The organism is Cytobacillus sp. QJM3NY_8, assembly GCF_056173585.1.
This window is the reverse complement of record NZ_CM149681.1, coordinates 635950-659666: the sequence shown is the minus strand read 5'-3', so window position 1 is coordinate 659666 and position 23717 is coordinate 635950. Positions and strand designations below refer to the sequence as shown.

At 37.8% G+C, this 23717-nt stretch carries 31 protein-coding genes and 1 other annotated feature; of the genes, 6 read left to right on the top strand and 25 right to left on the bottom strand.

Annotated features, from left to right (window positions below; genetic code table 11):
* Nucleotides 1-16 precede the first annotated feature (16 nt).
* The 4 genes from AC0VZ9_RS03570 to AC0VZ9_RS03555 form a co-directional block, all read right to left on the bottom strand.
* Nucleotides 17-988 carry an NAD(P)H-dependent flavin oxidoreductase gene (locus AC0VZ9_RS03570; protein WP_026041542.1) on the bottom strand — a complete coding sequence of 324 codons (972 nt, stop codon included), beginning with the start codon at nt 986-988 and terminating at the stop codon, nt 17-19.
* Nucleotides 989-1161: 173 nt separating this feature from the next.
* Nucleotides 1162-1374: a hypothetical protein gene (locus AC0VZ9_RS03565; RefSeq protein WP_019379565.1), complete on the bottom strand. Its 213-nt coding sequence runs from the start codon at nt 1372-1374 to the stop codon at nt 1162-1164.
* A gap of 308 nt (nt 1375-1682) precedes the next feature.
* The gene (locus AC0VZ9_RS03560) at nt 1683-2282 is read right to left on the bottom strand and encodes a hypothetical protein (RefSeq protein ID WP_019379566.1); all 600 of its coding nucleotides are present in this window, start codon (nt 2280-2282) and stop codon (nt 1683-1685) included.
* Between the two features lie 121 nt (nt 2283-2403).
* Nucleotides 2404-3129, bottom strand: coding sequence for a DUF421 domain-containing protein (locus AC0VZ9_RS03555; RefSeq protein WP_009335343.1), 726 nt, complete (start codon nt 3127-3129; stop codon nt 2404-2406).
* A 256-nt stretch (nt 3130-3385) separates the two neighbouring features.
* Here AC0VZ9_RS03555 and AC0VZ9_RS03550 point away from each other — a divergent pair, with 256 nt between their 5' ends.
* Nucleotides 3386-3919 carry a GNAT family N-acetyltransferase gene (locus AC0VZ9_RS03550; RefSeq protein ID WP_009335344.1) on the top strand — a complete coding sequence of 178 codons (534 nt, stop codon included), beginning with the start codon at nt 3386-3388 and terminating at the stop codon, nt 3917-3919.
* Between the two features lie 88 nt (nt 3920-4007).
* Here the strand turns inward: AC0VZ9_RS03550 and AC0VZ9_RS03545 are convergent, their stop codons facing one another.
* From AC0VZ9_RS03545 to AC0VZ9_RS03500, 10 genes are all read right to left on the bottom strand, one after another.
* Nucleotides 4008-4430 (bottom strand): VOC family protein, encoded by a 423-nt coding sequence (locus tag AC0VZ9_RS03545; RefSeq protein WP_009335345.1) that lies wholly within the window; start codon nt 4428-4430, stop codon nt 4008-4010.
* Nucleotides 4431-4501: 71 nt separating this feature from the next.
* Complete coding sequence (locus tag AC0VZ9_RS03540; protein ID WP_475397021.1) at nt 4502-5524, bottom strand: hypothetical protein; 1023 nt, start codon at nt 5522-5524, stop codon at nt 4502-4504.
* Nucleotides 5508-6062 (bottom strand): sigma-70 family RNA polymerase sigma factor, encoded by a 555-nt coding sequence (locus tag AC0VZ9_RS03535; protein ID WP_009335347.1) that lies wholly within the window; start codon nt 6060-6062, stop codon nt 5508-5510. Before AC0VZ9_RS03535 ends, AC0VZ9_RS03540 begins: the two co-directional genes overlap by 17 nt.
* A 244-nt stretch (nt 6063-6306) precedes the next feature.
* Nucleotides 6307-6756, bottom strand: coding sequence for a hypothetical protein (locus AC0VZ9_RS03530; RefSeq protein ID WP_009335348.1), 450 nt, complete (start codon nt 6754-6756; stop codon nt 6307-6309).
* A gap of 128 nt (nt 6757-6884) precedes the next feature.
* Nucleotides 6885-7103 (bottom strand): hypothetical protein, encoded by a 219-nt coding sequence (locus tag AC0VZ9_RS03525; RefSeq protein ID WP_475397020.1) that lies wholly within the window; start codon nt 7101-7103, stop codon nt 6885-6887.
* 65 nt (nt 7104-7168) lie between these two features.
* The gene (locus AC0VZ9_RS03520) at nt 7169-7342 is read right to left on the bottom strand and encodes a hypothetical protein (RefSeq protein ID WP_009335350.1); all 174 of its coding nucleotides are present in this window, start codon (nt 7340-7342) and stop codon (nt 7169-7171) included.
* Between the two features lie 46 nt (nt 7343-7388).
* A complete protein-coding gene (locus AC0VZ9_RS03515) occupies nt 7389-7685 on the bottom strand; it encodes a DUF5316 family protein (RefSeq protein ID WP_009335351.1) in 297 nt (98 codons plus the stop codon).
* 323 nt (nt 7686-8008) lie between these two features.
* Nucleotides 8009-8329, bottom strand: coding sequence for a hypothetical protein (locus tag AC0VZ9_RS03510; RefSeq protein WP_226280675.1), 321 nt, complete (start codon nt 8327-8329; stop codon nt 8009-8011).
* Between the two features lie 272 nt (nt 8330-8601).
* Entirely contained in the window at nt 8602-9255 is a 654-nt protein-coding gene (locus AC0VZ9_RS03505) for a lysozyme inhibitor LprI family protein (RefSeq protein WP_019379570.1), read from the bottom strand.
* A gap of 226 nt (nt 9256-9481) precedes the next feature.
* Entirely contained in the window at nt 9482-9931 is a 450-nt protein-coding gene (locus AC0VZ9_RS03500) for an NUDIX hydrolase (RefSeq protein ID WP_009335354.1), read from the bottom strand.
* Between the two features lie 151 nt (nt 9932-10082).
* Between AC0VZ9_RS03500 and AC0VZ9_RS03495 the strand changes: the two genes are divergently transcribed.
* Nucleotides 10083-10292, top strand: a complete 210-nt coding sequence (locus AC0VZ9_RS03495; protein ID WP_019379571.1) for a hypothetical protein — start codon at nt 10083-10085, stop codon at nt 10290-10292.
* Nucleotides 10293-10340: 48 nt separating this feature from the next.
* On the opposite strand, the gene AC0VZ9_RS03490 is transcribed toward AC0VZ9_RS03495, so the two are convergent.
* Nucleotides 10341-10871, bottom strand: a complete 531-nt coding sequence (locus tag AC0VZ9_RS03490; protein ID WP_009335355.1) for a GrpB family protein — start codon at nt 10869-10871, stop codon at nt 10341-10343.
* A gap of 155 nt (nt 10872-11026) precedes the next feature.
* Complete coding sequence (locus tag AC0VZ9_RS03485) at nt 11027-11587, bottom strand: DUF6434 domain-containing protein (RefSeq protein WP_475397019.1); 561 nt, start codon at nt 11585-11587, stop codon at nt 11027-11029.
* A gap of 174 nt (nt 11588-11761) precedes the next feature.
* Between AC0VZ9_RS03485 and AC0VZ9_RS03480 the strand changes: the two genes are divergently transcribed.
* A complete protein-coding gene (locus AC0VZ9_RS03480; protein WP_019379573.1) occupies nt 11762-12325 on the top strand; it encodes a restriction endonuclease in 564 nt (187 codons plus the stop codon).
* A gap of 130 nt (nt 12326-12455) precedes the next feature.
* On the opposite strand, the gene AC0VZ9_RS03475 is transcribed toward AC0VZ9_RS03480, so the two are convergent.
* The gene (locus tag AC0VZ9_RS03475) at nt 12456-13013 is read right to left on the bottom strand and encodes a cysteine hydrolase family protein (protein WP_009335358.1); all 558 of its coding nucleotides are present in this window, start codon (nt 13011-13013) and stop codon (nt 12456-12458) included.
* Between the two features lie 296 nt (nt 13014-13309).
* Nucleotides 13310-14749, bottom strand: a complete 1440-nt coding sequence (gene proS, locus AC0VZ9_RS03470) for a proline--tRNA ligase (protein ID WP_009335359.1) — start codon at nt 14747-14749, stop codon at nt 13310-13312.
* Between the two features lie 63 nt (nt 14750-14812).
* Nucleotides 14813-15029: a binding site (T-box leader), on the bottom strand.
* Nucleotides 15030-15234: 205 nt separating this feature from the next.
* On the opposite strand from proS, the gene AC0VZ9_RS03465 reads away from it, so the two are divergent.
* Together AC0VZ9_RS03465 and AC0VZ9_RS03460 are read left to right on the top strand one after the other, a co-directional pair.
* Nucleotides 15235-15651 carry a DUF1284 domain-containing protein gene (locus AC0VZ9_RS03465; RefSeq protein ID WP_009335360.1) on the top strand — a complete coding sequence of 139 codons (417 nt, stop codon included), beginning with the start codon at nt 15235-15237 and terminating at the stop codon, nt 15649-15651.
* A 140-nt stretch (nt 15652-15791) separates the two neighbouring features.
* On the top strand, nt 15792-16259 hold the full coding sequence (locus tag AC0VZ9_RS03460) for a DUF3291 domain-containing protein (RefSeq protein ID WP_475397018.1): 468 nt from the start codon (nt 15792-15794) through the stop codon (nt 16257-16259).
* A gap of 42 nt (nt 16260-16301) precedes the next feature.
* On the opposite strand, the gene AC0VZ9_RS03455 is transcribed toward AC0VZ9_RS03460, so the two are convergent.
* The gene (locus AC0VZ9_RS03455) at nt 16302-16856 is read right to left on the bottom strand and encodes a TetR/AcrR family transcriptional regulator (RefSeq protein WP_475397017.1); all 555 of its coding nucleotides are present in this window, start codon (nt 16854-16856) and stop codon (nt 16302-16304) included.
* A gap of 172 nt (nt 16857-17028) precedes the next feature.
* Here AC0VZ9_RS03455 and AC0VZ9_RS03450 point away from each other — a divergent pair, with 172 nt between their 5' ends.
* Nucleotides 17029-18489: a DHA2 family efflux MFS transporter permease subunit gene (locus AC0VZ9_RS03450; protein ID WP_475397016.1), complete on the top strand. Its 1461-nt coding sequence runs from the start codon at nt 17029-17031 to the stop codon at nt 18487-18489.
* Nucleotides 18490-18575: 86 nt separating this feature from the next.
* Here the strand turns inward: AC0VZ9_RS03450 and AC0VZ9_RS03445 are convergent, their stop codons facing one another.
* The 6 genes from AC0VZ9_RS03445 to AC0VZ9_RS03420 form a co-directional block, all read right to left on the bottom strand.
* Nucleotides 18576-19058 carry a 2-thiouracil desulfurase family protein gene (locus AC0VZ9_RS03445; RefSeq protein ID WP_009335364.1) on the bottom strand — a complete coding sequence of 161 codons (483 nt, stop codon included), beginning with the start codon at nt 19056-19058 and terminating at the stop codon, nt 18576-18578.
* 131 nt (nt 19059-19189) lie between these two features.
* Nucleotides 19190-19390, bottom strand: a complete 201-nt coding sequence (locus AC0VZ9_RS03440) for a hypothetical protein (protein WP_009335365.1) — start codon at nt 19388-19390, stop codon at nt 19190-19192.
* Between the two features lie 203 nt (nt 19391-19593).
* Nucleotides 19594-20562 carry a DUF4822 domain-containing protein gene (locus tag AC0VZ9_RS03435; RefSeq protein WP_009335366.1) on the bottom strand — a complete coding sequence of 323 codons (969 nt, stop codon included), beginning with the start codon at nt 20560-20562 and terminating at the stop codon, nt 19594-19596.
* Between the two features lie 29 nt (nt 20563-20591).
* The gene (locus AC0VZ9_RS03430; RefSeq protein ID WP_475397015.1) at nt 20592-21299 is read right to left on the bottom strand and encodes an ankyrin repeat domain-containing protein; all 708 of its coding nucleotides are present in this window, start codon (nt 21297-21299) and stop codon (nt 20592-20594) included.
* A gap of 190 nt (nt 21300-21489) precedes the next feature.
* Nucleotides 21490-22176, bottom strand: coding sequence for a response regulator transcription factor (locus AC0VZ9_RS03425; protein ID WP_009335368.1), 687 nt, complete (start codon nt 22174-22176; stop codon nt 21490-21492).
* Nucleotides 22173-23621, bottom strand: a complete 1449-nt coding sequence (locus AC0VZ9_RS03420) for a sensor histidine kinase (protein WP_071157390.1) — start codon at nt 23619-23621, stop codon at nt 22173-22175. The genes AC0VZ9_RS03425 and AC0VZ9_RS03420 overlap by 4 nt, the downstream gene beginning before the upstream one ends.
* Nucleotides 23622-23717 lie beyond the last annotated feature (96 nt).

Here is a 23717-nt window from a genome sequence, read left to right as displayed (position 1 = left end):
ATGCACCATTATGAAATTAAACAAAAGCTTCATATTCAGCTTTAAGGTTATTGATGATCGTCTGAACAGGCAGGATTTCTTTAATTTCATGGACTCTTGCCCCCGCAAATACAAGGCCATTCTCGCAGTCCCCATCCATGGAAGTTATCAAGGAATCCATTGTACAAAAGCGATAAGAGCAGTTTTTCAGGCAATCGATACAGTTCTTTATTTTCACCTTTTTATTGTCAGCTATCTGCTCTGTAAAGTGGTTCTTAATGGCACGGCCTTCCAGCCCTACGGTGGTTTTCACCATGACGATATCTTCCTGTTTGGCCCGGACGTACTTTTCTTTAAAAGATAATGGTGCATCACATTCGCGGCTTGCAACAAATCTTGTTCCCATCTGAACACCCGAGGCACCGATACGAATGGCATGAGCGATATCTCTTCCTGTCATGATTCCTCCAGCAGCAATGACAGGAATCTTAACTGCTTCCACGACTTCCTGTAAAATATTGAATAGTGGTCTTTTGGTCCCTAAATGTCCTCCCGCTTCATTGCCCTCTACAACAACGGCAGAAGCACCAAGCCGTTCTGACATTTTGGCGAGCCTTGCAGATGACACAATCGAGATGACCGGTATACCAGATTCTCTGCCCCAGCTGTACATATCTCTTGATATTCCAGCACCTGAAATAATGAAATCAACCTTTTCCTCAATAGCTGTTTTCATTTTTTCAGCAAAATCATTCATGGCAAAAAGAACATTCACCCCAATATAGCCCTCACCCTTGATAGATGCCTTAGCCTTTCTTATATGCAATCTTAAATCTTCGATGCTAATTCCTGTTCCAGAAATAGTTCCAATCCCCCCGGCATTCGCAACAGCTGACGACAGACCACTTAAAGAAATACCTACGCCCATACCACCTTGCATGATTGGAAATTCAGGCTTCATATGACCAATTCTTAATTGCGGAAATCTCAAAAGAATACCCCATTTCATCGTCGAATTATTTCTTCTCCATTATTGTGTGAATGGGGTTAATTGAATAGTGATAAATATAATACCTGATACTAAAATCAGGTGGTAATTTAGCGATCGTCACACAAAGTTCAAGAAAGAACAAAGATGGGGGCTTAATTCTTTTTATCGTATAACTGATATACCAGAAATCATCACAACCTATCTTTTTCTTTTGCAGTTACTATACTATAAGAAATATTGAGTTTATCCCAAACCCAAGCATGAAAGATTTCGTCTAATTCTTTTTCCAAGGCCATATCATCCAGACTCGCTTCAAGGCCTAATTTCTCAAAAGTGAATGTCTCTGTCGCCTTAGCCCCCTCATACCGGGCACTGCTAAATGAGAAAGTAACTGTTCTGCCCATCGTGTTTCCCCCTATATTAAATCATCAAGTATTCTTTTTATCAGCACTTACTCGCATGAAAAGCTTTTACCTGCGTTTTTGAAATATAAAATGCAATAGGTAAGCTAATCCTAAGAAAGTAATAATGAAAAATACTTTAACTATAGAAAATTGCTCTATTAAAAGGGCGTGCGTTGAACGATCCGATGAGAAGATAGACCACCAGCTTGGTTCGGGAAATAGAAAAGATACTATAACCCAGGTGCAAAATAACACTAGAAACCAATGGAATCTCATAAATTCTCCCTCTTACACAGTTAATCCAAAAACTAATTCAAAATCCTTACACCATTAGGATCCACTAATGGGTTTGATGAGAAATCCTTTATAACAGCTTCCCTGATTGTAACTGTCTCACCAATTATTGACTTAATAGAATTGACAGGCTTCCCAAACAAAATGGAAAGGTCACCTTCTAACCCTTTTTTCATTATTTCTAATCTTAATTCCCCTATTTTTATGTTATCAGTCACCGAATCTACTAAATCTTTGTTTGTCTGAAGTTCGATCCTAAAAGAATAAGGGGTTGTAATAAACGTTCTTCGTTCCCCCCTATCAACATTCCAATTCAAATTAACTGCATTTTGACATATAAACTCTTGTTCTTTTTCATTTACCCAAAAGCCTATATGGTCAAATATACTCTTCTTTCCATATCCAAAAGTGACATTTATGCACCCTTTTCTTGCTTCAATTATCCGAAAAAGGATATCTTTTTCCCGAAAGTCATCCCATACCAATGGAGGATCAAAGTTCTGGAAATCCCCCTGGTATTTTCCGATACGCTGATATATCCGAAATCCATTATTTGTATAAAACCTCTCTGTCTCTTCTACATGCGGAGTCCAAAAATGATAATGAAAAAGCACCGAAGTCACCTCTTTATTAAGCTCACTCCCTTACATATTCAATACAAAAGAAAATATTTCCTTTATAGGAGGTTCCCTGACTTTTCACGGTGTGCTGAAACAGGTTTTCCAAGATGGATAGTTAATGATTCAAAGGTGGTATGGATTCTGCTTGTTCATTTTTCATGGAAATATGAAGCTCTTTCTTAGAGTTGATGGAGGCAAAAAATATATCCCCGAACATAGAGACGCCCATTCTGGCCAATTCCCGTTCAAGCCAGGCTCTATCCAAGCCCAACTGATTAAGGACCGTGGTGTAAACTTCTCCTTCAACGACTACTGGAAAGGCAATTTGATCGGAGTGTTCAGTAATTTTTAAATCTCCCAGGGTAACAGGCATCATTGAAGGTTTCAATTGAACACTTAGCATACCGCTCCCTTCCAGTACTCCCAATTCTACATTTTGGACATCGAAAATATTTTTCTCCCTCAGCATTTGAAGAATGTTGTCGATTGAATAATTAGTCCGCTTTAAATTGGCACGAAGCAATTTACCCTTATTAATTACAATCACCGGTTCGAAAGTAATCATTTTTCCAATCTTTCTGTTCGATATTTTTACTTTCCCAATGATTCGCTGAAAGACGCCTATGGCAATAATGGCAAAGCCTGTTTCCAGATGCCTGATAGACGGATCTGCTATATCCGCCCCAGCCACTGCACCCAGTGTAAGAATCACCAGGTAGTCGAAGATTGGAAGCTCCCCAATCGAACGTCTCCCCATATAAAGAGTAATAAAAAGAAATAGAGGCAGAATGGTAATAATTCTTCCTAAAATAAGAAGACAATGATAAAAAAATTCTCCCATATTTTACTCCTCCCGTTGGTTGGTTGGTTGTTCTTATCTTTTCGGTCTCAGGTGGAGATTATACGGCAGATAGGCGCATTCGAAAGGAAGTTGACCACTGCAGCATAACTTTATAAAATGAAATCATCCCAAATTGGAGGTTTTTTGTTTGTTGAACTTATGTTTAGAGCTAGAGGAGTAACACGTTCTTCATGGCTGCATGCATGAGAAAGTGCCATTTATATCGAACTATATAAATAAGAACGGGAGATTATAAATGGATATTTTAATTCGGCAGGAATTCCCTGCAGACTATCATTCGACGGAAGAAATGATCAGAGAAGCTTTTTTAAATGAAGAATACAGCGACAAGACAGAACATTTCCTTGTTAAAAGGATTAGAAATTCAGATGCTTTTATTCCGGAGCTTTCTTTAGTAGCTTTAACTCAGGCTAAGGAGGTTGTGGGTCACATACTTTTATCAAAAATCACCATAGCTGATGGCGAGAAGGCTGCAGATTCTCTGGCACTTGCCCCCGTTTCGGTTGCTCCCGGTTATCAAGGAAAAGGCATCGGCAGTCAATTGATTCGTTCTGCACTTAACAAGGCAAAAGAGGGCGGATTTCAATCCGTAATCGTTCTAGGTCATAAAGATTACTATCCAAAGTTCGGCTTTAAGCCAGCCAGCCTTTGGAATATCCAGGCCCCGTTTGAAGTTCCTGACGAAGTGTTCATGGCTCTGGAATTGACGGAGAATGCTCTTGAAAAAGCTGCCGGTGTTGTCCATTATTCAAAAGCTTTTTCAGAATAAGAGGCCTGGATGAAAAAAAGAGCAGCCGATCCACATACTGGATCTTCAGCTCTTGTACCTATTTGTTGATAAAGACATTGCAATGGACTTATTCTGTAAGTTCCCAAGCAGGATTCCAAACTACTTCCCACAAATGTCCATCTGGGTCTTGGAAGTATCCAGAATATCCACCCCAAAAGGTGTCGTGAGCTTGAACCGCAATAACAGCCCCTGCACTCTCAGCCTGTTTCATTACCGTATCTACCTCTTCTTTACTCCCAACATTATGCCCAATCGTAAATTCAGTTGGGCTAATCGCTGTCTGGTTCATGCTTGTATCATGAGCAATATCTTTACGTTTCCAAAGTGCCAGTTTTAACCCTGATTGCAAATCAAAAAACGCCACAGCACCATGCTCGAATTCTCTCCCTACTATCCCCTGTGTTGGAAGTCCAAGACCCTTTTCATAGAAATGTAAGGACCTTTCTAGATCATCTACACCTAATGTAATAACTGAAATCCGCGGTTTCATATAAGACCTCCAATAAACTCGTATAAAATAAAACTTTCAAATCTTTGCGTAGAAAAGATCATAAAGCATAATCATTCCTTTATATCGTAAATCAATTGATCGAATAACTCCCCATCCACATAAAGCAAAATGGCCCATTCTCCCTTTTTAGGAATTTTAACAGATGATGGTGTATGCGCATCTGCCCCGTTGTTTGGACCGTAAGCATGGATGGTCCATCCCATTCCATTCGTTAAAATTTGATGGACAGTTTGCGATTCTTTATGAAATCCAACAATCGTCAGATCTGCATCTTCAACTCCCCAAAGATGCCACATCCACTTTTGGCCGTTTAGACTTGGCATGCCAGCGCCTATCACACCGGACTTGTTTTCATTTCCGATAATGCCCCTGTCACCGAACTCCACAGCTTTTCTCTCCCAATCAATAGTGTCAAAATCGCTCTCTTGAACAAAATCTGGTATGTCCTCTGGGAAAGTAATAGGGGCGTCTTTTGCTTTTTCAGCCACACTGACAACTACATCCCCATAGGCTTTGCCATCCAGGTACACTTCATACTTCCACAAGCCTTCGTAAGGAACTGTAAATGTGGTTGTAAAACGCTGCAAACTTGGGTAGCCGGATGATGGTTCTGTTATTTCTTGATGAGGCAAAACTTGTATTCTTTCACCAGTTTCTTTATGAAGGGCAGAAATGGAAAGTTCTTTTCCTTTATAAGTATCAAAAGGCTCTGCGAAACTAAAAATATAGCCATAAGGCGTTCCTGCTTTCAGATTAGGATCGGGTAATATGCTAAATTTTATATTTTGATTCACCTTATATTCATGCCGTATTTCCCATTCATTATTCATGCCTCCATTTATCTTTTCGGGATCGTTCCTGACAAAAAACTCGGTTGAAACGAAGAAGGCCAAGAGCCAGATGGCAAAAGTGGAAATAGTGAATATAACGAATTTATTGGGTTTGGCTGGCTTCACTATTCTATCTGTATGGACTGCTTTTCTAATATTCATTTTTTGAAATTCCGTAAAGTGGCCACCTTTGTGAGTCGTCGAGTCCATCGCCCTCCGCAGCTGCTTAAGCTTGCTCTCCATTATATCCCCACCTCTCCATCATTTTTTTCAGCTTCATCCTGCCTCTGCTCAATCTTGTTTTGATCGTATTGTGGTTCACGCCTAATATTCCTTGGATCTCTTCAATTGAGCATTCTTCATAGTAATAAAGCGTAACGACTTCCCGGTACTTCACAGGCAAAGACAATACACACAAGGAAAGAAATTCTTCCTCGCTGCGCTTCAGCAGATCTTTTTCCGGCGACATTTCCTTAGATGAAAAAAGAGCAAACATGCTTGAATTCATCAACACTTTTCGAAACGCATAACTCTTCAAGACATCCTTTGATTTATTAATAGCCAATCGATAAATCCATGATTTAAAGGAGATCACTTCATCGATTTTGTCATAATTTCTGTAGCACGCGATGAATACATCCTGAACAATATCTTCCGCCAGCTTCCAGTCCTTCACATAGTTATAAGCCAGCTTTGTGAGCCGTTCACCATACTCATCCATAATAAACTCCAGCCAAGCATCACGATTTTCTAATGGGCCTTCATCCCTGACCTTTCTCACACACTTCCCACCCCATTTTCACTTTAATGCTAAGACGAATGAGTTAGATATAGGTTTCATTTTTTCCATATCTTTTAGAAAAAGGGCCCTTACCCTTTTGCGGATAAGTGCCGGTTTCGTTCCTGTCTATAATAACAATTGCCCGTATTTTTCCCGTCCTCATCTAATAACTTCCTTTCATTCTTCCGCCAAATTTCCATATGATAAAACCTTTTTGATTAACAAGGCCGAATAACATGGAGGACTATTCTTTAATGACTGATTTGTATCTTCTCACCTTACCAATCCAATCACTTGCATCCCGCCATTTAACCTTTTTAGCTGAAATCCAAGTAACTTCTCCATTATAGTCATTAGGTGTCCAATCAGAAGTGTCTGCCCAATATAAGGTACCGTCTTTCAGTATTAGGGTGGCATCATAGATGATTGAATCATAATTTTCCGGACTTGGTTTAAGTTGAAAATGTGTTACTTGTTCAAACAATATTTCTATTGCCGACGGATTATTAAATTGTCTATGAAAAAGCATTTGCATTTTGGTATCAAGCCCTAGTCCAACACTCATTGACCGGTTATGATCTACATAACTGTCAGTCCACATCATCAGCTCTTTCAAACAGCTATCGTGGAAATAACCAAATAACTCTAGAAGTCCTTTGATATCATCATTTCCTTTTATTTCAACCCACTCCATATTTGCCTCCTTTAAGACAAATTCATAAATATAAGAAAGGTTCGTCATATTATTTTCAATTCCTTCTTTAGCTCACTGCCCTGTTTATTCAAAAAGAAAAAGCCACCTGGATTGGCAGCTTTCGTTTGCTACTCATTTTTCTTCATTGAAGCCAAATAAGCAATTGCAATGAGAACTGCAATGATTGAAGTGATTACAGAATATCGGAAAATAGTAAAAAAGAACTCAGGAAAAGGTGTTATAACACTTGAAGTCATACCATCAACATCAGTTGTGCTTTCTATCCGCTTCATAAAGGCCACTAATAAGAAAAAGGAGACAATAAATGAATATATCCCTGTTTTCACTATTATTTTCTCCATACTTTTTCAATTACAGTTACCTGGAAGCAAGGAATCACGAGTTCATAAAATTATTGAAATCCTCCTGAGTCTTTATTTTCTCCCATCAAATAATTTGAGCTCTCTCCTGGTTTTGCATTAGGATTGATTGGGATATGAGGATTATTATTGTTTTTCTTGCGTTTCCAATCAATAAATAAAGCAAATAGTATAATTCCAACAATAAAAATCACTAACCACCACATGGAATCAATCCCCCTTGTTAGAAAGGCCGCCTTTATTGATATACACTTATTTAGCTAAGAAAAGATAAAGAAGCAGCGCAGTCATAATATTTGGCAGACCAATTAAAACGGAGCCGATGCTTGTTCTTTTTCGTTTCTGTCTTTCGTCTGGAGAATCAGGTGCTTCTAGGCCTGCCCTTATTCGGTGGGGGCCAGGTATTGAACCTGACATAAGAACAGACATGGCCATAAAAAATAAGCCAATTGCTCCTGTCACTAAGTAAGCCTTACTTAATTCCCCAAAACCAAATGATAGTAAAACACCAGTTATTGACAAAACCATTCCGATAATTAGATACTTCAAACCAAACCTCCTTTTTCCTAACTATATACGGTTGAAGTCTTTAATTGTTTCAATTTTAATTTTATTCAGTCTTTTTTGCCAAGGACAATATAGACAGTTGCAAATGATAAAACATATGTAACATGCCCGCTTCGGCTCCCTCTGAAAAAAAACTTGACCACATTTGATCAAGTTTATGTCAACACACACCTAGACGATGTTTGTTCAACATTTTATTGGCTTATTCCAGCATACTACGCGACAGTCATCTTTGCATGGTATTTTCTCCTTATGCCAAACAATTTTGCGTCCATCGTTACAGCATTTTTCTTCTTTACGCCAAACTATTCGGTAGCCATTTTTGCATTTTTCATTATGCTTATGCTGGCAAATGGTTTTGCAGTGCTTCTCGAAACATTCTTTCTTTTTGCAGCAGCAATCATGATGGCAAGTATGATGTTTACACTTGTCATATCTGCATCCACAATCATGATGGCAAGCATGATGATTGCATCTGTTCTGTTTATTTCTGCAATCATAATGGCAATCATGGGGTTTGCACTTATCCTGTCTACATCGATCATAATAGTAACCATGATGATCATACTGGTCCTGCATATATCCATCATGATGATAGTAGTCATTCTGATTATAGCTATAACCACTATGATAAATTGTTCTTCCTTCAGAATGCCAAGATGAACTCAACATAATCCACTCCTTTCTTGATAGATTACTATATCTTTATTCAAATTTATTATCTTTGCTTGTGTAATTATCTATTAAACATATTTATTATTTAATGACCAAATACAAATCTGCCCCGTCTGGCCGAAGAAGAAAAAGGAGGTGCTATCCCTACTGGATCTGCAACTCTTTCACTCGTTTAAAATAAGTACAAAGGAGATGGAGGCAACCTGCTCGTTAGTGCCAAAAATTACTTCATATACTTTGCAACCAACAAATAACACCTTTCTCTTGTAAGACTTGCTTGTGTAGCCACATATTCCAATGGCTCCATCGAACCGCCTTTGTATTTCAGAGAAGACTTTTTCGCAGCTTCATCTCTTTGTTGGATCCAGATCCGCTGTTCTTCTCTTAACTGGTCCATCTGCCCTTTATCAAGCTGATCTTCTAGCAGACCATAAATTTTGTTTAATTCCTCATCCCAATTTCTATATCTTTCCGCCTCTTGCTCCACCAATTCTGCCGTGGTTGTTTTGGCTTCTGCGTATCTGTCCGCTTCTTCCATTTTGTTTAGTTTCTTGAGATATTCATCCTTATTACTTTCATGATTTTCATTTTGATTACTGGACTCCACTGACTCTCCATCATTTGAGGCTGCAGATGAATTGTCTGTATTTTCTTGTTCATTGAGCTGTGTGTTGTCACTGCTGCCAGAAGAGTTTTCTTCCTCATTTTCCTCTGAATCTGCAGAATCCCTATCAGTTGAGCCGCCATCTTCATTTTGAGCCGAGCTGTTATTAGCTGGCTGGCTGCTCGATTCTTCAGATGAGTCTCCACAAGCAGCCAGTACACCTGATAATGCTACTGTTATCAGTACCGTCAAAAACTTCTTGTTTTTTTCCATATTCCAACTTCCTTTTTATATTTAGTAACGAAATTTATACTATTAAATTTTTGAACAAATCCTTCAGTATCGAGCATAATTAGATGATCTATGTCTTCGAAAATGATTATTTCTGCCCTCCCTCCTTCTAAATTAATCTTATCATTTTCTTCATAGAAAATTATCCCAATTCCATTATTTTCTGTTTTTCAGCGAAGAAAAAAGAGCTCCGGTTGGGAACTCCTTTTTAAATAGAATTAATATAATCCTCAATCACTTTACGATCTGGAGGGCTTATATTTGAGGGAATATCATGAACATGATAAAAGCGTAAATCATTAACCTCTTCGTTATCGATTGTAAGTTCTCCATCATAGTCGGTGCAGATATAGGAGGCAATGACATTATATACTTCATCACCGTGAGGATATTTATAGTAAAATTCATCTCCTGAATAGATATTAAACAACCGCAGATCATTTGCTGTTAACCCAGTTTCTTCAAGCAGCTCTCTCTTAGCCACCTCTTCCAATGTCTCTCCGGGCTCCAGAGAACCTCCCGCCAATCCCCAGCAGTTATTATCCTTCCTTAATTGTAATAACAGCCTATTATTCTTATCTAAAACGATTACACTCGCTCCAGTAATAACAAGAGGACGGCTTCCAACTATTTTTCTTAACTCCATTACATACCCCATAGTAATCTCCTAAATATAAGATTTCCCTATATAATTCGATATTTGGAAGATAAATCCTTTTGAAAGATATTAATGGGATTTTATGTTAATATGTAGATATATGTTATTTAACTAACAGACAGTTATTAAGATTAATCGAAAGGAGGATTTTATGAACACTCAAAATAAACACACCACAAAAGCAATAGGAATTTCATTGTTAATAACTATATTTGCCTTTTTCAATGTGGATATTCCTAAACCTTATACAGTAATTTATTTACTCTTCGTATCTGTTGCTTCATTCATAAGCATTTATTTAATTTCAATGATTACTGCAAAAGCATACCAAAAGTTTGTTAAGCACATTGGCTGTAATTAAAATCCTTTTAACCTAATGCCATAATTGTGAAGGAATGAGAGCATATTGCTATTCCTCTGCATTTAATTTCCTTGCTTCCCCAGACCAAACAAGTGCTTTTTTCTCCATTTCCTTCACAAATGCCTTTTTTGCTTGGCTATACTCACTTGTGTCATCAAACCTTTTTGCTAATTCTTCCTTGAATTTAGTGTACCTTGCTGCTTCAGCAGGATGGGACCGCAGATAATCTCTAAATATTAGGTGCCGTTCTATTTGGGGGTTATCAAATTGATAGAAATGCAAATGATGAGATCGGTTTTCCCCGCCTTTTCGAAATAATCGTCTTCCTGTAATTCCCCATTCACCAGCAGCCTCATATCCTAGGTTTTTCATTTCTTCATTAAAACTGTCTATCTTTTCGATGTCCTTCACAATAAATATCATATCGATTACAGGCTTTGCCTTCATCCCCTGGACCGCAGTACTGCCAAAATGTTCACATTTTATGATGTCATCTTTAAAGATGGTTTTGAGAAACTGTGCCTCTACTTCATACATTAAAGCCCAATTATCGCTAAATTCCGTAAGCCGAATCTTCATTTGGAGACCTCCATTATAAAACTTACATTGGGTAATTCATCCACAATTAGTTGTTGCTCCAAACCCTTTCAACCACACCCATTCCTGCCCATTAAATTCCATTCTGCATCTACTCTAATTAATTGATTAACTTCAAACCTGCTTTCATATGTAAATCAGCCTCTGTATTTGTTGCTTCCTGGCAGTTTTTTTAATACATTCCAGGCTTTAATGGCCTCTTCTCGATTACTGCCTTTGTTTTTTGGGTCTGCAAAATAATCTCTGGTGAACTGATTATATTCGAATTGAGACCCTATTTGTTTTTTATAAGACGGATTCTTTTTTCTTTCTTCCTCTTCATACCAAGCATGAACCACATCACGATATGTTTTGCCTGCATTTTCTTTAAAATAATTTTGAATATAAGTCGAAAAATGAAATTTAGGGATAATTGATTTGAAGAAGGCTCTTACGGTCTGGCTGCAGCGGTGATTTTCTGTGATGACAGTATCTAAATTTAATTCTGACAAAACATCTTTAGAAGGGGACTTTTTTTTCTTTGCTGGCTTGTTTATTTCTCCTGTCTGAAGAAATGCTGCTATTCTATCCGTAATCTCCATTTTAGAGTCAGCAGCACTCATTCCATTCTCTCTGCAAAAAACTTGCAGTTCTTCTTTTAACCAATAATAGCTGAGGAAATCTTTTACTTCCAAATCCTTTCTTAGTTCCGGCCTCAAGTATTCTACCTCCATTTTAAGATAATAATATTATAAAACACATGTTCGTAAATGTAAATTTTACCAATATATTTTGGCGATTCCAATCTTTTTAGATATTCCTATTCTTGCCGCCCAAATGATTTGTGATATAACAAGATTAGAAGACTTTTAGAATGAAGGATGTGTTACAGGTTGAATGAACGTCATCATCTAATACTTTGGTTTATGATCATCCTGGTGCCGATTATTGTCTTTATGAATACGAACAATTGGGAAAATGCATTTCTGACTTTTTTGGGAGAGGTGATTTTCTATCTCGTTTACGGATTGTTTTGGTTTCGCCGTGATCAGAAAAGTCAGGCGGATTCCGAAATCTGGCTGATCAGCAAACTTTCAGATGAGCAATTAGAGGATTTCTCCATCTCTCTATTATCCAAACTTGGTTATATAGTTACAAAACCGATTGATGAGAATCCGGATATAAGTTTTTTACTTGCCTCTCCATCGGGGTATCAAGTGATTGTTAAAGTCAAAAGCCATAAAAGAGAAGTCGGAATACGCCTAGTCCAAAAAACTTTAAGGCAAATGGATATTTTTGATGCTGCTGAATGCTGGGTCATCACAAATGAGCGTTTCACCCGTCAAGCAATTGAATTTGCCGAAGCAAACAATATGCGTTTATATGACAGGCAACAGTTTATAAAATGGATTCTAAAAGCGAAAAAAGGGGAAAAAATACGGGGGCAGCATTCTTGATGTTCAGGAAATTCCTGTATACCTCTACTTTCATGAATGCCTATCTTTCACAAATTAAATATCCCAATTTCACAGTAAGAAATTGGGAATCTATTGTTAATAAGGAATATCTCTATACTATAATTTCAATTCACCTATATGAATCATGTATCGGATGAAACAAGTCTTCCGCTGCATTTCTGACAACTGAAAAATGTTCCACATTGTAATGGCCGTGAAGAGTATCATTATGATGCTTGATAATTTGTTCTGCACTTAAAGCATCGCTGTCCGTTGTTGAATGTCCATCACCTACTAATGTGACATCCAATCCACTAATAGTTGCGGTTCTAACTGCACTGTCTATACAGTGCTGGGTTTTACACCCCATTATAACAACATGCTTGACCTTTTGAGATTTAAGGTGATCCAGCAGTCCTGTTCCATGGAAGGAATTCGTCGCAGCTTTATCAAAGAACTTCGTTTCCGCAGGCACATTAATTTCTTCGTGAACCTGAAATCCTTTGCCTTTCCCTTCAGCAACATCTAAATCCCTAACAAAGACAACTGGAATACTGGATTGCTTTGCCTTTTCGATCACTAAATTGATATTCCCAATAAGCCGCTCTTTATTAAAAACTTTACTTTCTTTTATATTCCCATCAATTAACTCCTGTTGGGCATCAATAATTAATAATGTTTGATTCAAATGATTTTCCCCTTTCAATACCTATAAAGTTATTTGAGATCTGTTCCCCATAGTATTTTCATGCCAATATATTGATTGTCATAATAACATTGTCCGAAAATGTTATCTAAATTTTTAGACATTTTTGATTTTAACATATTAATCAGTACAATAAAATATGTTTAAGTTCCTTATTCGAATGCTTTACTGTGAAACCTGGACGTTCATTCAATCATCTTTAAGAAAAAAGTCCGCCTGAGTGAGGCGGACCTAAATAATTGACCCTGAAAGATCACGTAATATTTCACACTCACAGCTTAATAAGCTCGCGCAAACCAAACCGTATGCTTCGCTTCTTTACCACAATGGATGCATGTGTCCTTAGTTGCCGGCGGATTGAACGGAATGTTCCTTGTTGTGAATTTTGTTTTTTCTTTGACACTTTCTTCACAGGCGTCTTCACCGCACCAGCCAGCCAATATCCAGCCAGGAATGGTTTCATTTAATTCGGATTCTGCTATGTGCTGTTCTAACTGGTCCATTGTATCAATATGTGTGTGTGAATTCTCCGAGCGGAACGCTTTTGCATTTTCGAATAGACGATTCTGCATGGTTTCAAGCTCTTTTTTAATGCTGTCAATAATGGCTTCAAGCGGTACCGCAACTTTGTCTCCAAGATCACGGGCCTTCATTAAGCATTGATTTTGGTCTAAATCACGTGGACCGAGTTCTATGCGGACAGGTACACCTTTCAGTTCCCACTCATTAAATTTATATCCTGGTGATTGATCAGAATCATCTAAGCGGACGCGGATTCCTTCTGCCTTTAATGCTGCAAAGATTTCATCTAACTTCTCCATAATGGCCGGGTTCTTTTTCCATGGCCCGACTGGAATCAGCACAACTTGAGTCGGTGCTATTTTTGGAGGCAGCACAAGGCCTTGCTCATCTCCATGAACCATGATAACGGAGCCAATTAACCGTGTAGACGTACCCCAGGATGTTGTATGGACAAAGGTGTGTTTATTTTCTTTATTCAAATATTTGATATCGAAAGCTTCGGCAAATTTTGTACCTAAGTAATGGGAGGTACCTGCCTGCACAGCTTTTCCATCTTTCATCATCGCTTCAATGGAAAAAGTATCAACCGCACCGGCAAAGCGTTCTGATGGTGTTTTTTGGCCATCATAAACCGGAATCGCAAGTAATCCTTCTACAACCTCTTTATAAATGGAAAGCATTTGCATTGTTTCCTTACGCGCATCTTCTTCATCCACATGAGCCGTATGGCCTTCCTGCCATAAAAATTCAGAAGTGCGGATAAATGGAAGAGTCTTCTTCTCCCACCGGAATACATTTGCCCATTGATTTATTAATACAGGCAGATCCCGATAACTCTTAATCCAATCTGAATACAAATGTCCAATCATTGTTTCAGAAGTTGGGCGCAGTGCCAGACGTTCCTCCAGTTTCTCACCTGCCGCTTCTGTTATCCATGGAAGCTCTGGCGAGAATCCTTCAATATGATCCTTTTCCTTCTGAAAGAAGGATTCTGGAATTAACATGGGGAAATATGCATTGCGATGACCGGTTTCTTTAAAACGCCTATCCATCTCTTCCTGAATATGTTCCCATATTTCATAGCCATCCGGCTTAAAGGCAATACAGCCGCGAACTGGGGTGTAATCAAATAAATCGGCTTTTTGAATCGTATCAAGATACCATTTTGAAAAGTTGTTTGGCTTTTGTTGAGACATCTTCTTTTTTCCTCCTTGGAAAATGAAATTTGTTTAAAAAATAAAAAAGCATAAAGAGTCCTTCAAAAGGACGTCTTTACGCTAATAGACGTGGTACCACCTTAGTTCGACTTTAATTTAAAATCTAAAGTCCTCTAAACGTTTGTAACGAAACGACCCGGTTAGCTTTACTAACAATCTCCGTGGCAGGGTTCAATAAGGAGGGGTGATATAGCTTTCAGCCCAGGCTATATTTTCTGTTTCACAATCCTTATTTACTTGATCACATCATTGATTCCATATATATAAGTTAATATATCAACTTGTCACAGGCAATTCAATATTTACAGGAGTTTATTTTCCATTTTAAACATCCTGCCCCAAAAGACTTTAAAAAAGACCCTCAGCTGATCAATTTTAAATGTTATGATAAACAAGTATGTTAACTATACATTTTTTTAGTTAACATTCAAACGTAAACGAACCATTTCAATTGGGGGGATTTTATGTATAAGCTGCGAGGCCATCATCTTTTTTGCCTTCTGGGATATCGGGGAATGGGCTATTCTCAGGAATACGTGGAAAATATGACACGTTTGCACCAAGCCTTGAGAGACAACCCCAGGACATGGATACAGCTTGTAAAAGGGCCAGATCAACTGTGTGAAAAGTATCCCAACTCAGGTGAATACCACTGTGAACACAACGATATTTATGAAAGAGATGCCGTTATTTTAGAAAAACTTGGACTTAAGATCGGGCAAATCCTGTATTGGAAGGACATTGAGTCGAACATCCAAAAATATGCCCTTCCCTCAGATATTCAAACTGTTTGCGAAACGTGTTCCTGGCGTTCATACGGCGTTTGTGAAGAAGGTATTCAAGATATTCTTGAAGGGAAGGGCTTAAGGGAAGTAAAGTGACCCTCCCCTGTTAAATACCCATTCTTAAACTTGCTTGAGAACTGTTTTAGATCTGCAACAACCATTATTATCCTGTTTATACAGGAATTAGTCGAGTCCTTTCAGAATATATGTGAAAAAAGGGTAATGGAGGAATTATCATGGCATTTGTGGCTATTTTGACGGTTGGACGGCTGAAGCACTCAGAAGAACATCCTGCCTCCCGGGAATTTTTTGAAGCGGGAATTGAAGTCATGCGAGAGGCTGCTAAAACAGGGCACCTCATAAAAGAATTCTCACCAACTAGAGCTAAGTTTCCTGAAGAAACGATTAAAGGAGAGGGTACCCCCATTCTCACCCTAACAGTATGGACAAACCTTCAATCTTTATATCAGTTTACCTATTCTGGCCTGCATAGGCAGGCATTGCAGGACAGGAATAAGTGGTTTGGGCCTCTTCCAGAGAGACAGCCAAATTATGTGGTGTGGTGGACGGATATGTTATCGGATGTATCCTGGAAGGAAGCTTTCAAAAGATATGATTATTATATCCAGCATGGACCTGATTCTTTTGCGTTTGACTTTAGACGTGCATTTGATCAATTTGGGAAACCGATCCTGCTTAAATAGCTGGGGTTAATTCTCCTGCACAGCATTTTTCCTATCAGCACTTTACTGCGGCCTCACCTTATACATTAAATGAATTTCATTAGCCATATAATCGGAACTAAAATGAAGTCCCTTCTTTAGCCACCACATGATGATGCCTACCAATGAGGCTGTTTTAATATCTATAGAAACATATTCGTCGGGCAATTCCTTCTGTGTATTCTTTCTTCTTATTTCTACTAACTGTTTTAATAATACGAATAGTTTTTCCTCGAATTGATTCAGCTTGAATAAGAACAGCAAATACTTTCTGTGGATATATAAATAATCAAGCAATTGGGTCAGCTGCTGCTTTTCTGATAGATCTTCCGATTGTATCAATGCTGCAATTTCATCAGATAGCCCGCTTAAAATTTCTCCGGTAATTTGCGTTAGAAAATCTTGAATATCCTGATAGTGCAAGTAAAATGTTGTCCGGTTTAATCCTGCTTCGGCCGCAACTTTCTGAACGGTCAGTTTTGAAATATCGGATTCCTCTGATAGCAGGGAAAAAGCTGCTGTTTTGAACATTTCCTTTGAACGGATTGTACGGGGATCTTCCTTTTTCGGCGCAGACATTCTAACCCTCCTTTATAGATTTTCATGGACTTTCTCAACAGCCCCTATTCACGCTGTCGATTAGTGAACACACACAAGAAAACTGTTCATGGTCAAGAATAGATGGTTTTGTTACTATGAATTTTATCGACAACATGTTGAGAATACAAGTTCAGAACGAAGGAGTTTATGAATGAGCAATGAAATAACAGAAAGCAATAAAAAAATATTATTAATCGTTCTGATTGCCGGCTGTTTCTTATCCACCTTGAATCAGACTTTATTAAATGTGGCATTGAGCAGTTTCATGGAGGAATTCAACGTAAAAGCAGCAACGGTCCAATGGTTATCAACCGGATTTATGCTTGTAAATGGGGTATTAGTCCCCATCACAGCATTTCTGATGCAGCGGTTTACAACAAGGCAGCTGTTCATTAGTTCAATGTTCTTTTTACTCATCGGATCTGTCATTAGCGCCTGTGCACTGAACTTTGGCATGCTGCTGGCAGGGAGGATGATTCAGGCAATCGGTGCCGGAATTATCATGCCCCTGATGATGACCGTCATTCTATATTTATACCCCGCCGAGCATCGCGGAAGTGTAATGGGGAAAATTGGCTTTGCAGTAATCTTTGCACCGGCCATTGCTCCTACCCTATCCGGTTTTATTATTGAATTTGTTTCATGGAGATGGCTGTTTATTGGGTTAATTCCCTTTTTAATCATCGTCATCGTTCTGGCTTTCAAATATTTGATGAATGTATCGGAAACATCAAAAGCGAGATTGGATCTCCCAAGTGTTATTTTGTCCACGATTGGCTTTGGATGCATTTTATTCGGATTTAGTGCCGCGGGAAGCAAAGGATGGCAAAATCCTATAGTCCTTACAACGATCATTGCAGGAATATTCTTTACAGCTCTATTCTGCTTGCGGCAGATGAAATCAAAGGAGCCTTTACTGAATTTATCTGTATTTAAGTATAAAATCTTCACTCTCACATCGCTTATCAATGTCCTAATTACGATGATTATGTATGCGGATTTAATCCTTCTGCCTATTTACCTGCAGGACGGGCGCGAGTTCACGGCTTTCGAAGCAGGATTGCTTTTATTGCCCGGAGCTATCATCAACGCGTTCTTATCTCCAGTTACTGGAAGAATGTATGATAAATACGGTGCAAAACCACTCTTTATTACAGGATTAGTATTTGTCAGTATTTCCATGTGGGGAGTAATCGATTTGAACGAATCGACTACTTATATGTATTTAATGGTCCGCACCATTATTTTGAGAATAGGATTAAGCTTTATTACTATGCCTTTAAATACAGCAGGATTGAATGCTCTGCCAAGAGAGCTGGGATCTCACGGCTCAGCCGTTAACAACACCATTCGCCAATTGTCAGGTGCGATTGGAACTGCAGTTGTCATCACTTTATATACGATCCAGGCAACTTCATATGCTTCGGAGTTGTCCAAAGAAAACATGACAGGAGGCAAACTGGAGAGCTTAGCTTCGATCTTTGGTTCAAGTTCTGCCTATGTCTTTATGTTAGTCCTATCCCTTGCAACACTGATTTTAGTTTTCTTTGTGCCTAAAAAATCGCCAAAAAACACCCATGATAAAGGATTGGCTCAACAAAGCCAAAGTTAATAACACGAGCATACCTAAGATTTCTTGGGTATGCTTTGCTATTTCTCGATTTTAAAAATGGGTGCTTAAGCGCAGTCTCTTGATTTTTAGTCTGTATAATTGGATCCTTCTTCCAAAAGTAAATCTGCCAGCCCCTCTTCTGATACTACATTAATGCCATTCCTTTTAAGCAAGGCCGACGTGACTCCATCTCCAGGAATTTTGTTGCCCTTAAACTCGCCGTTATAAATCATTGAACTTCCACAGGAGGGACTATATTCTTTTAGCACGACTGCAGTAACTTGCAGCTCTTGGGCCTTTCTTAACGTGATATAGGCTCCTTCTATGTAAAAATCGGTAACATCTCTGCCTGATTTTTCAATTACTTTAGCTTTGCCATCAAGAACATCTGCTCCGTCACCGTCTATTATCTCAGCAGGTTCTCTTGGTGTTGAAAAACCTCCAAGCAACTCAGGACAAACAGTAATTGCCTTCTTCTGCTCCAGCATTTGACGGATTTTTTGATTTAAGCAATGAGTGCCGTTATATCTTACTTCCAACCCTGCTAAACAAGAACTGACTAATATCATTAGTGACACCTCAATCTAATAGTTATTCTTCCACTAAGCGAAAATAAAAAAGAGTCCTTAATTGTCTAACCGGACTTTACTGCAATTATTGTTAGTAACTATACACATCGAATCGCCATAAAGGCAGGGAATTACCGGTTCTTCCTAAACAAATCTATTAAATAGTAAAGCTGTGAAATTATAAATGATAGCAGTAATACAATTATGGTTCCAAATATATAAACCGCTTCTTCTGCCGGATTGCCTCCACCCATAAATACGGATCCAAACATAAAAAAGAGTAAGACACTTACGATTGCAAATAAGAAAAAAATACTAATATACTTTGACATAGACTCCCCCATAAATCCATTCTTTCTTTAATTTCATTCGTTTCTTCTTTAGTATTTCCTTCTTTCATTGCCTTGTTATGCTTTTTATTTGTTCTTAAACATACTATTCATTTCCAATAAGAAAAGTTTAAGTTAAAGAAAACAAAAAAGGAACGGAAAAAATCCATTCCTTCATGAAAAGATGCTGCTCTTATTTAATGTTTTTATTTAGTGAATTTCGGTTTAAAATCACCCTTATAAGGTTCATGTTCAACAAACACAGTTATATCTTTGCCATCTTTGTCTTTACCCGTTCTTTTATAAGTAAATTTATTCTTATTAAGTTCGGTAAGTTCAAGCGCTGCACCATACTTATTAGCCCCAATTGAAACATGGGCTCTTATTTTATTTTCGTTCACAATATCGAAGTAGCCAAAATCACCGCGGCTTTTCCCTGTTTCAAGATTGAAAAATTCGTATTGATTCGTTTTGTCATCAAACTTTGCCAGACTTATAAACATCGTATTATACTTTGTTACATCATTGCCGTCTTCATCTAATACCTTTGTTCCGTTCCAGAGGGTACTGCCTAAAATTTTATCTCCATCTATATCTTTAACGATATCCCCCGTAACAGCGTCCAGCTGCTTGTTGGGATCAGTAAAAGAAAGCTCATTTTCTTTATAGGGAATATGTTCAACAAATACCTCTACGTCGTTGCCTTTAGCATCTTTCCCTATTCTTTTATAAGTAAAAATATCTTTATTTAGTTTTGTCATTTCGACAACAGCTTGATAATTCATTGATTCTGAAATTAATATTCTTTTCTTCCCATCATTGGTAATAAAGAAGGTTCCCTTGTCGCCACGGCTTTCGCCTGTCTCCGCATCGAAAAATTCATATCTTCCTGATTTCACATCATATTTCGCAAGACCTATGAAGTTTGCATTCTCTTTTGTTAAGTCGTTCTTATTTTTGTCATACACTCTTGTACCTTGCCAATTTGTGCCGCTGAGAATGTTAGCCATTTCCTGTCCTTTGGTTAATTTATGATCCTTTTTAGTCTCTTTAACCACTTGTTCTTGCTTCTGCTTACTATGATTTTCCTGGGCATTTGCACCAGCGCTGCACCCCGTTGCTACTAATGTAAATCCAAGAAGTATGGATGTTATTGCTTTTGCTTTTTTGTTCATTTATATCGTCTCCTCATTCTCATTTTTGCCTATTTTGCTCCTGCTCTTAACAAAATCTGTTCAATCTCTTTAAACCCTTTCTCACGTGCATGCTGCAGAGGAGTAACATTCTTTCTATCCGGAGTATTCACATCCGCCCCGTGATCGATTAGTAATTGCACAGTTTGCTGCTGTTTTACATTTCCATTATTCAAAATAATTGCTTCTAATAAAGCTGTCCAGCCGAGATCATTTACATGATTTACATCAATATCAGTCTTGTTGAGAAGTTCCTTGATGGCATCTATATGGCCATGTTCTGCAGCAGGGATCAATGCAGTTCCACCATACCGGTTAATTATCACCAGATCCGCACCTGCTTCGATCGTAAGCTTAAGAATTTCAACGTATCCTTCTGCGCCTGCATATAAGAAAGGGTTGTTTTTCATATTATCCTGAATATTGACGTCAGCCCCCGCTTTAATCAGGATTTTGGCGGTTTCGACATCATTATTGTAAGTTGCAATCATAGTAGCAGTTCGTCCGTCTGAGTCCTTTTTATTTAGATCAGCACCTTCCTCAATCAATCTCTTTATTGTTTCTGTTTCCCTGCGCTCTGCAGCTTGAAGCAATGGTTCACTCATATCCATATCTTCCCGTACCTCTTTTTCCTGTGTTTTTGTATCTGCATTATTATCTGAGACACAGCCTTGAAGGAGAATAACGCCTCCAATCACTATTGTTAGCCACCTCCTCATCTACTTCACCTGCCTATCTTCTTTAAATAAAATGACTCAGACTAGTTACTGCTTCTATTATGTTAGTATCAAAATGTGAAATCCCTCTAAAAAAATTCTTAAAGAAAGATAAACTTAATCTTAAAATTTCTTCATATATAAAAAAAATAGCCGTCACCTTTGTGACGGATCAAATTAAACACAGATTAATTTAAACATTGAATCGATAACCGGCTCCCCAAACGGTTTCCAGGAATTTCGGCTGTGCAGGGTCTCCTTCAATTTTCCCTCGTATTTTTCTAATATGAACGGTGACTGTTGAAACATCTGCAGCTGACTCCAGCCCCCAAATCTTTTCATAAAGCTGTTCTTTGCTCAATACTTGATTTGGATGCATTAGAAGAAATACTAATAAATCAAATTCCTTTGTTGTAAACGGAGTTTCTTCTCCGTCAATATAAACTTTACGTGCTGACTTATCAATTGTTATCCCATGTACGAAAATTGTATTTGTTTGAGTCTGTTTTCCTGCTAAACGTTCATATCGCTCTAAATGTGCTTTCACTCTGGCTACCAGTTCACTCGGACTAAAAGGCTTGGTAATATAATCGTCTGCCCCTAAGCCGAGACCCCGAATTTTATCGATATCTTCCTTTTTGGCTGACACAAACAAGATAGGAATGTTTTTAACTGCGCGTATTTGTTTACATATTTCAAACCCATTTACTCCTGGAAGCATGATGTCCAAAATAATTAAATCATAGTGTTCTTGAAGAGCCTTTTGGAGTCCTTCCTCACCAGAATGTTGAATATCGACACGAAACTTATTTATTTCTAAATAATCTCTTTGCAATTCTGCAATACTAATGTCATCTTCAATAAGCAATATTTTTTTCATATTTTTTCACCTTTCTTTAGGGAAAAGAATACACTTGTACCTTTACCCATCTCGCTTGAAGCCCAGATTTCCCCTCTATGCTCCAAAATTATTTGTTTCGCGATCGCAAGTCCTAAGCCGCTTCCGCCTGTCTCGGAACTTCTTGATTGTTCTGCACGGTAAAAACGTTCAAAAATATTTGGCAAGGCAGAAGGTTCTATCCCTTGCCCATTGTCTTCGACTTTAACAATTACATCGCCTAATCGATCATGAAGAGAAATAGAAATCTTCTTCCTGTCTTTATTCATATATTTAACACAATTACTTATTAAGTTGGCCAATACTCGTTTCAATTTCTCTCTATCCACTTTCACGAAGATTGGTTTATTCAAAAGATGAAGCTCCAAATGGATTCCTTGCTGAAGTAAATCCAAATAAAGTTCTTCTGCATAGTCTTTCATATATTTATCCAGTTCGACAGTTTCGAAATGGAATGGTTCTTTTTTCAAATCCAGCTTGGAAAATAAGAAAAGCTCATCAATTAATGAATCCATGTCTTTTGCTTTAAAGTGAACAGTCGACAAATACTTTTCCATCTTCTGAGGGGTATTGGCTACACCATCTTTTATCCCCTCAACATATCCAATAATCGATGTGATAGGTGTCTTCAAATCATGCGAAATATTGGCCAGAAGCTCTTTTCGATTTTCTTCATACCGAAGCTGGAGGTCTATCGATTCTTTTAGTTTAATTCTCATTTCCTCAAATGCTCTATTTAATTGTCCGATTTCATCATTTGAAACAGCTCCGATTTCAAAATTTAAATCTCCTGATTTTATTCTTTCAGCACCTTCTTTAAGAACTGAGATAGGTTTAATAATGCTTCGTGAGACTAAATAATTTAATATACCAATAATCATAATAAACAGAAACAGTAAAAGTCCTGATAAAATAGGAAACAATTCTCTAATGACCTCAGCATAGGAACTGGCCTTCCTTAATACGAAAACACTTCCTTCACTTTTATCCGGGAAATAAAAATCAAACTTTACATAGGTAAAAAAATAGTCGTTGAGTTTAATCGTATCTCGAGTATTGATGTTTGTTTCTTCAAAACCTGGAAGGGATTTAACCAATGCCTGTTTGTCAAGAGCATGGGAAGCGTACTCAACTTTTGTGCCTTTTCTAACAACAATGTCGATATCCTCTTTCTCAATCTTTTTAAGCTCCTTTTCATTTAGGAGCTGTTTCGGATTATTTTTAGCAAAAAGCTTTAAATCGAGAAACACACTTTCTTCAACTGTTGTCAAAGGTTTTTGTATATATGTTTTTTTGTAAAGATGCTCTATAGATCTTACATCACCTGTTATGGCAAAAATAATTAAAAAACCTGCTGCCAATAATAAAGTGATCGAAAAAAGAATCACTCCAATATAAGACAGCAGAAACCTCATTTTAATGGACATCTGTTTCACTCACTCTGTTATAAAAATTTTCATTAGATCATACCTTATTCTTAGCATTCAAGATAATTTTATAAACCCTATTATCCAGATTAAGAA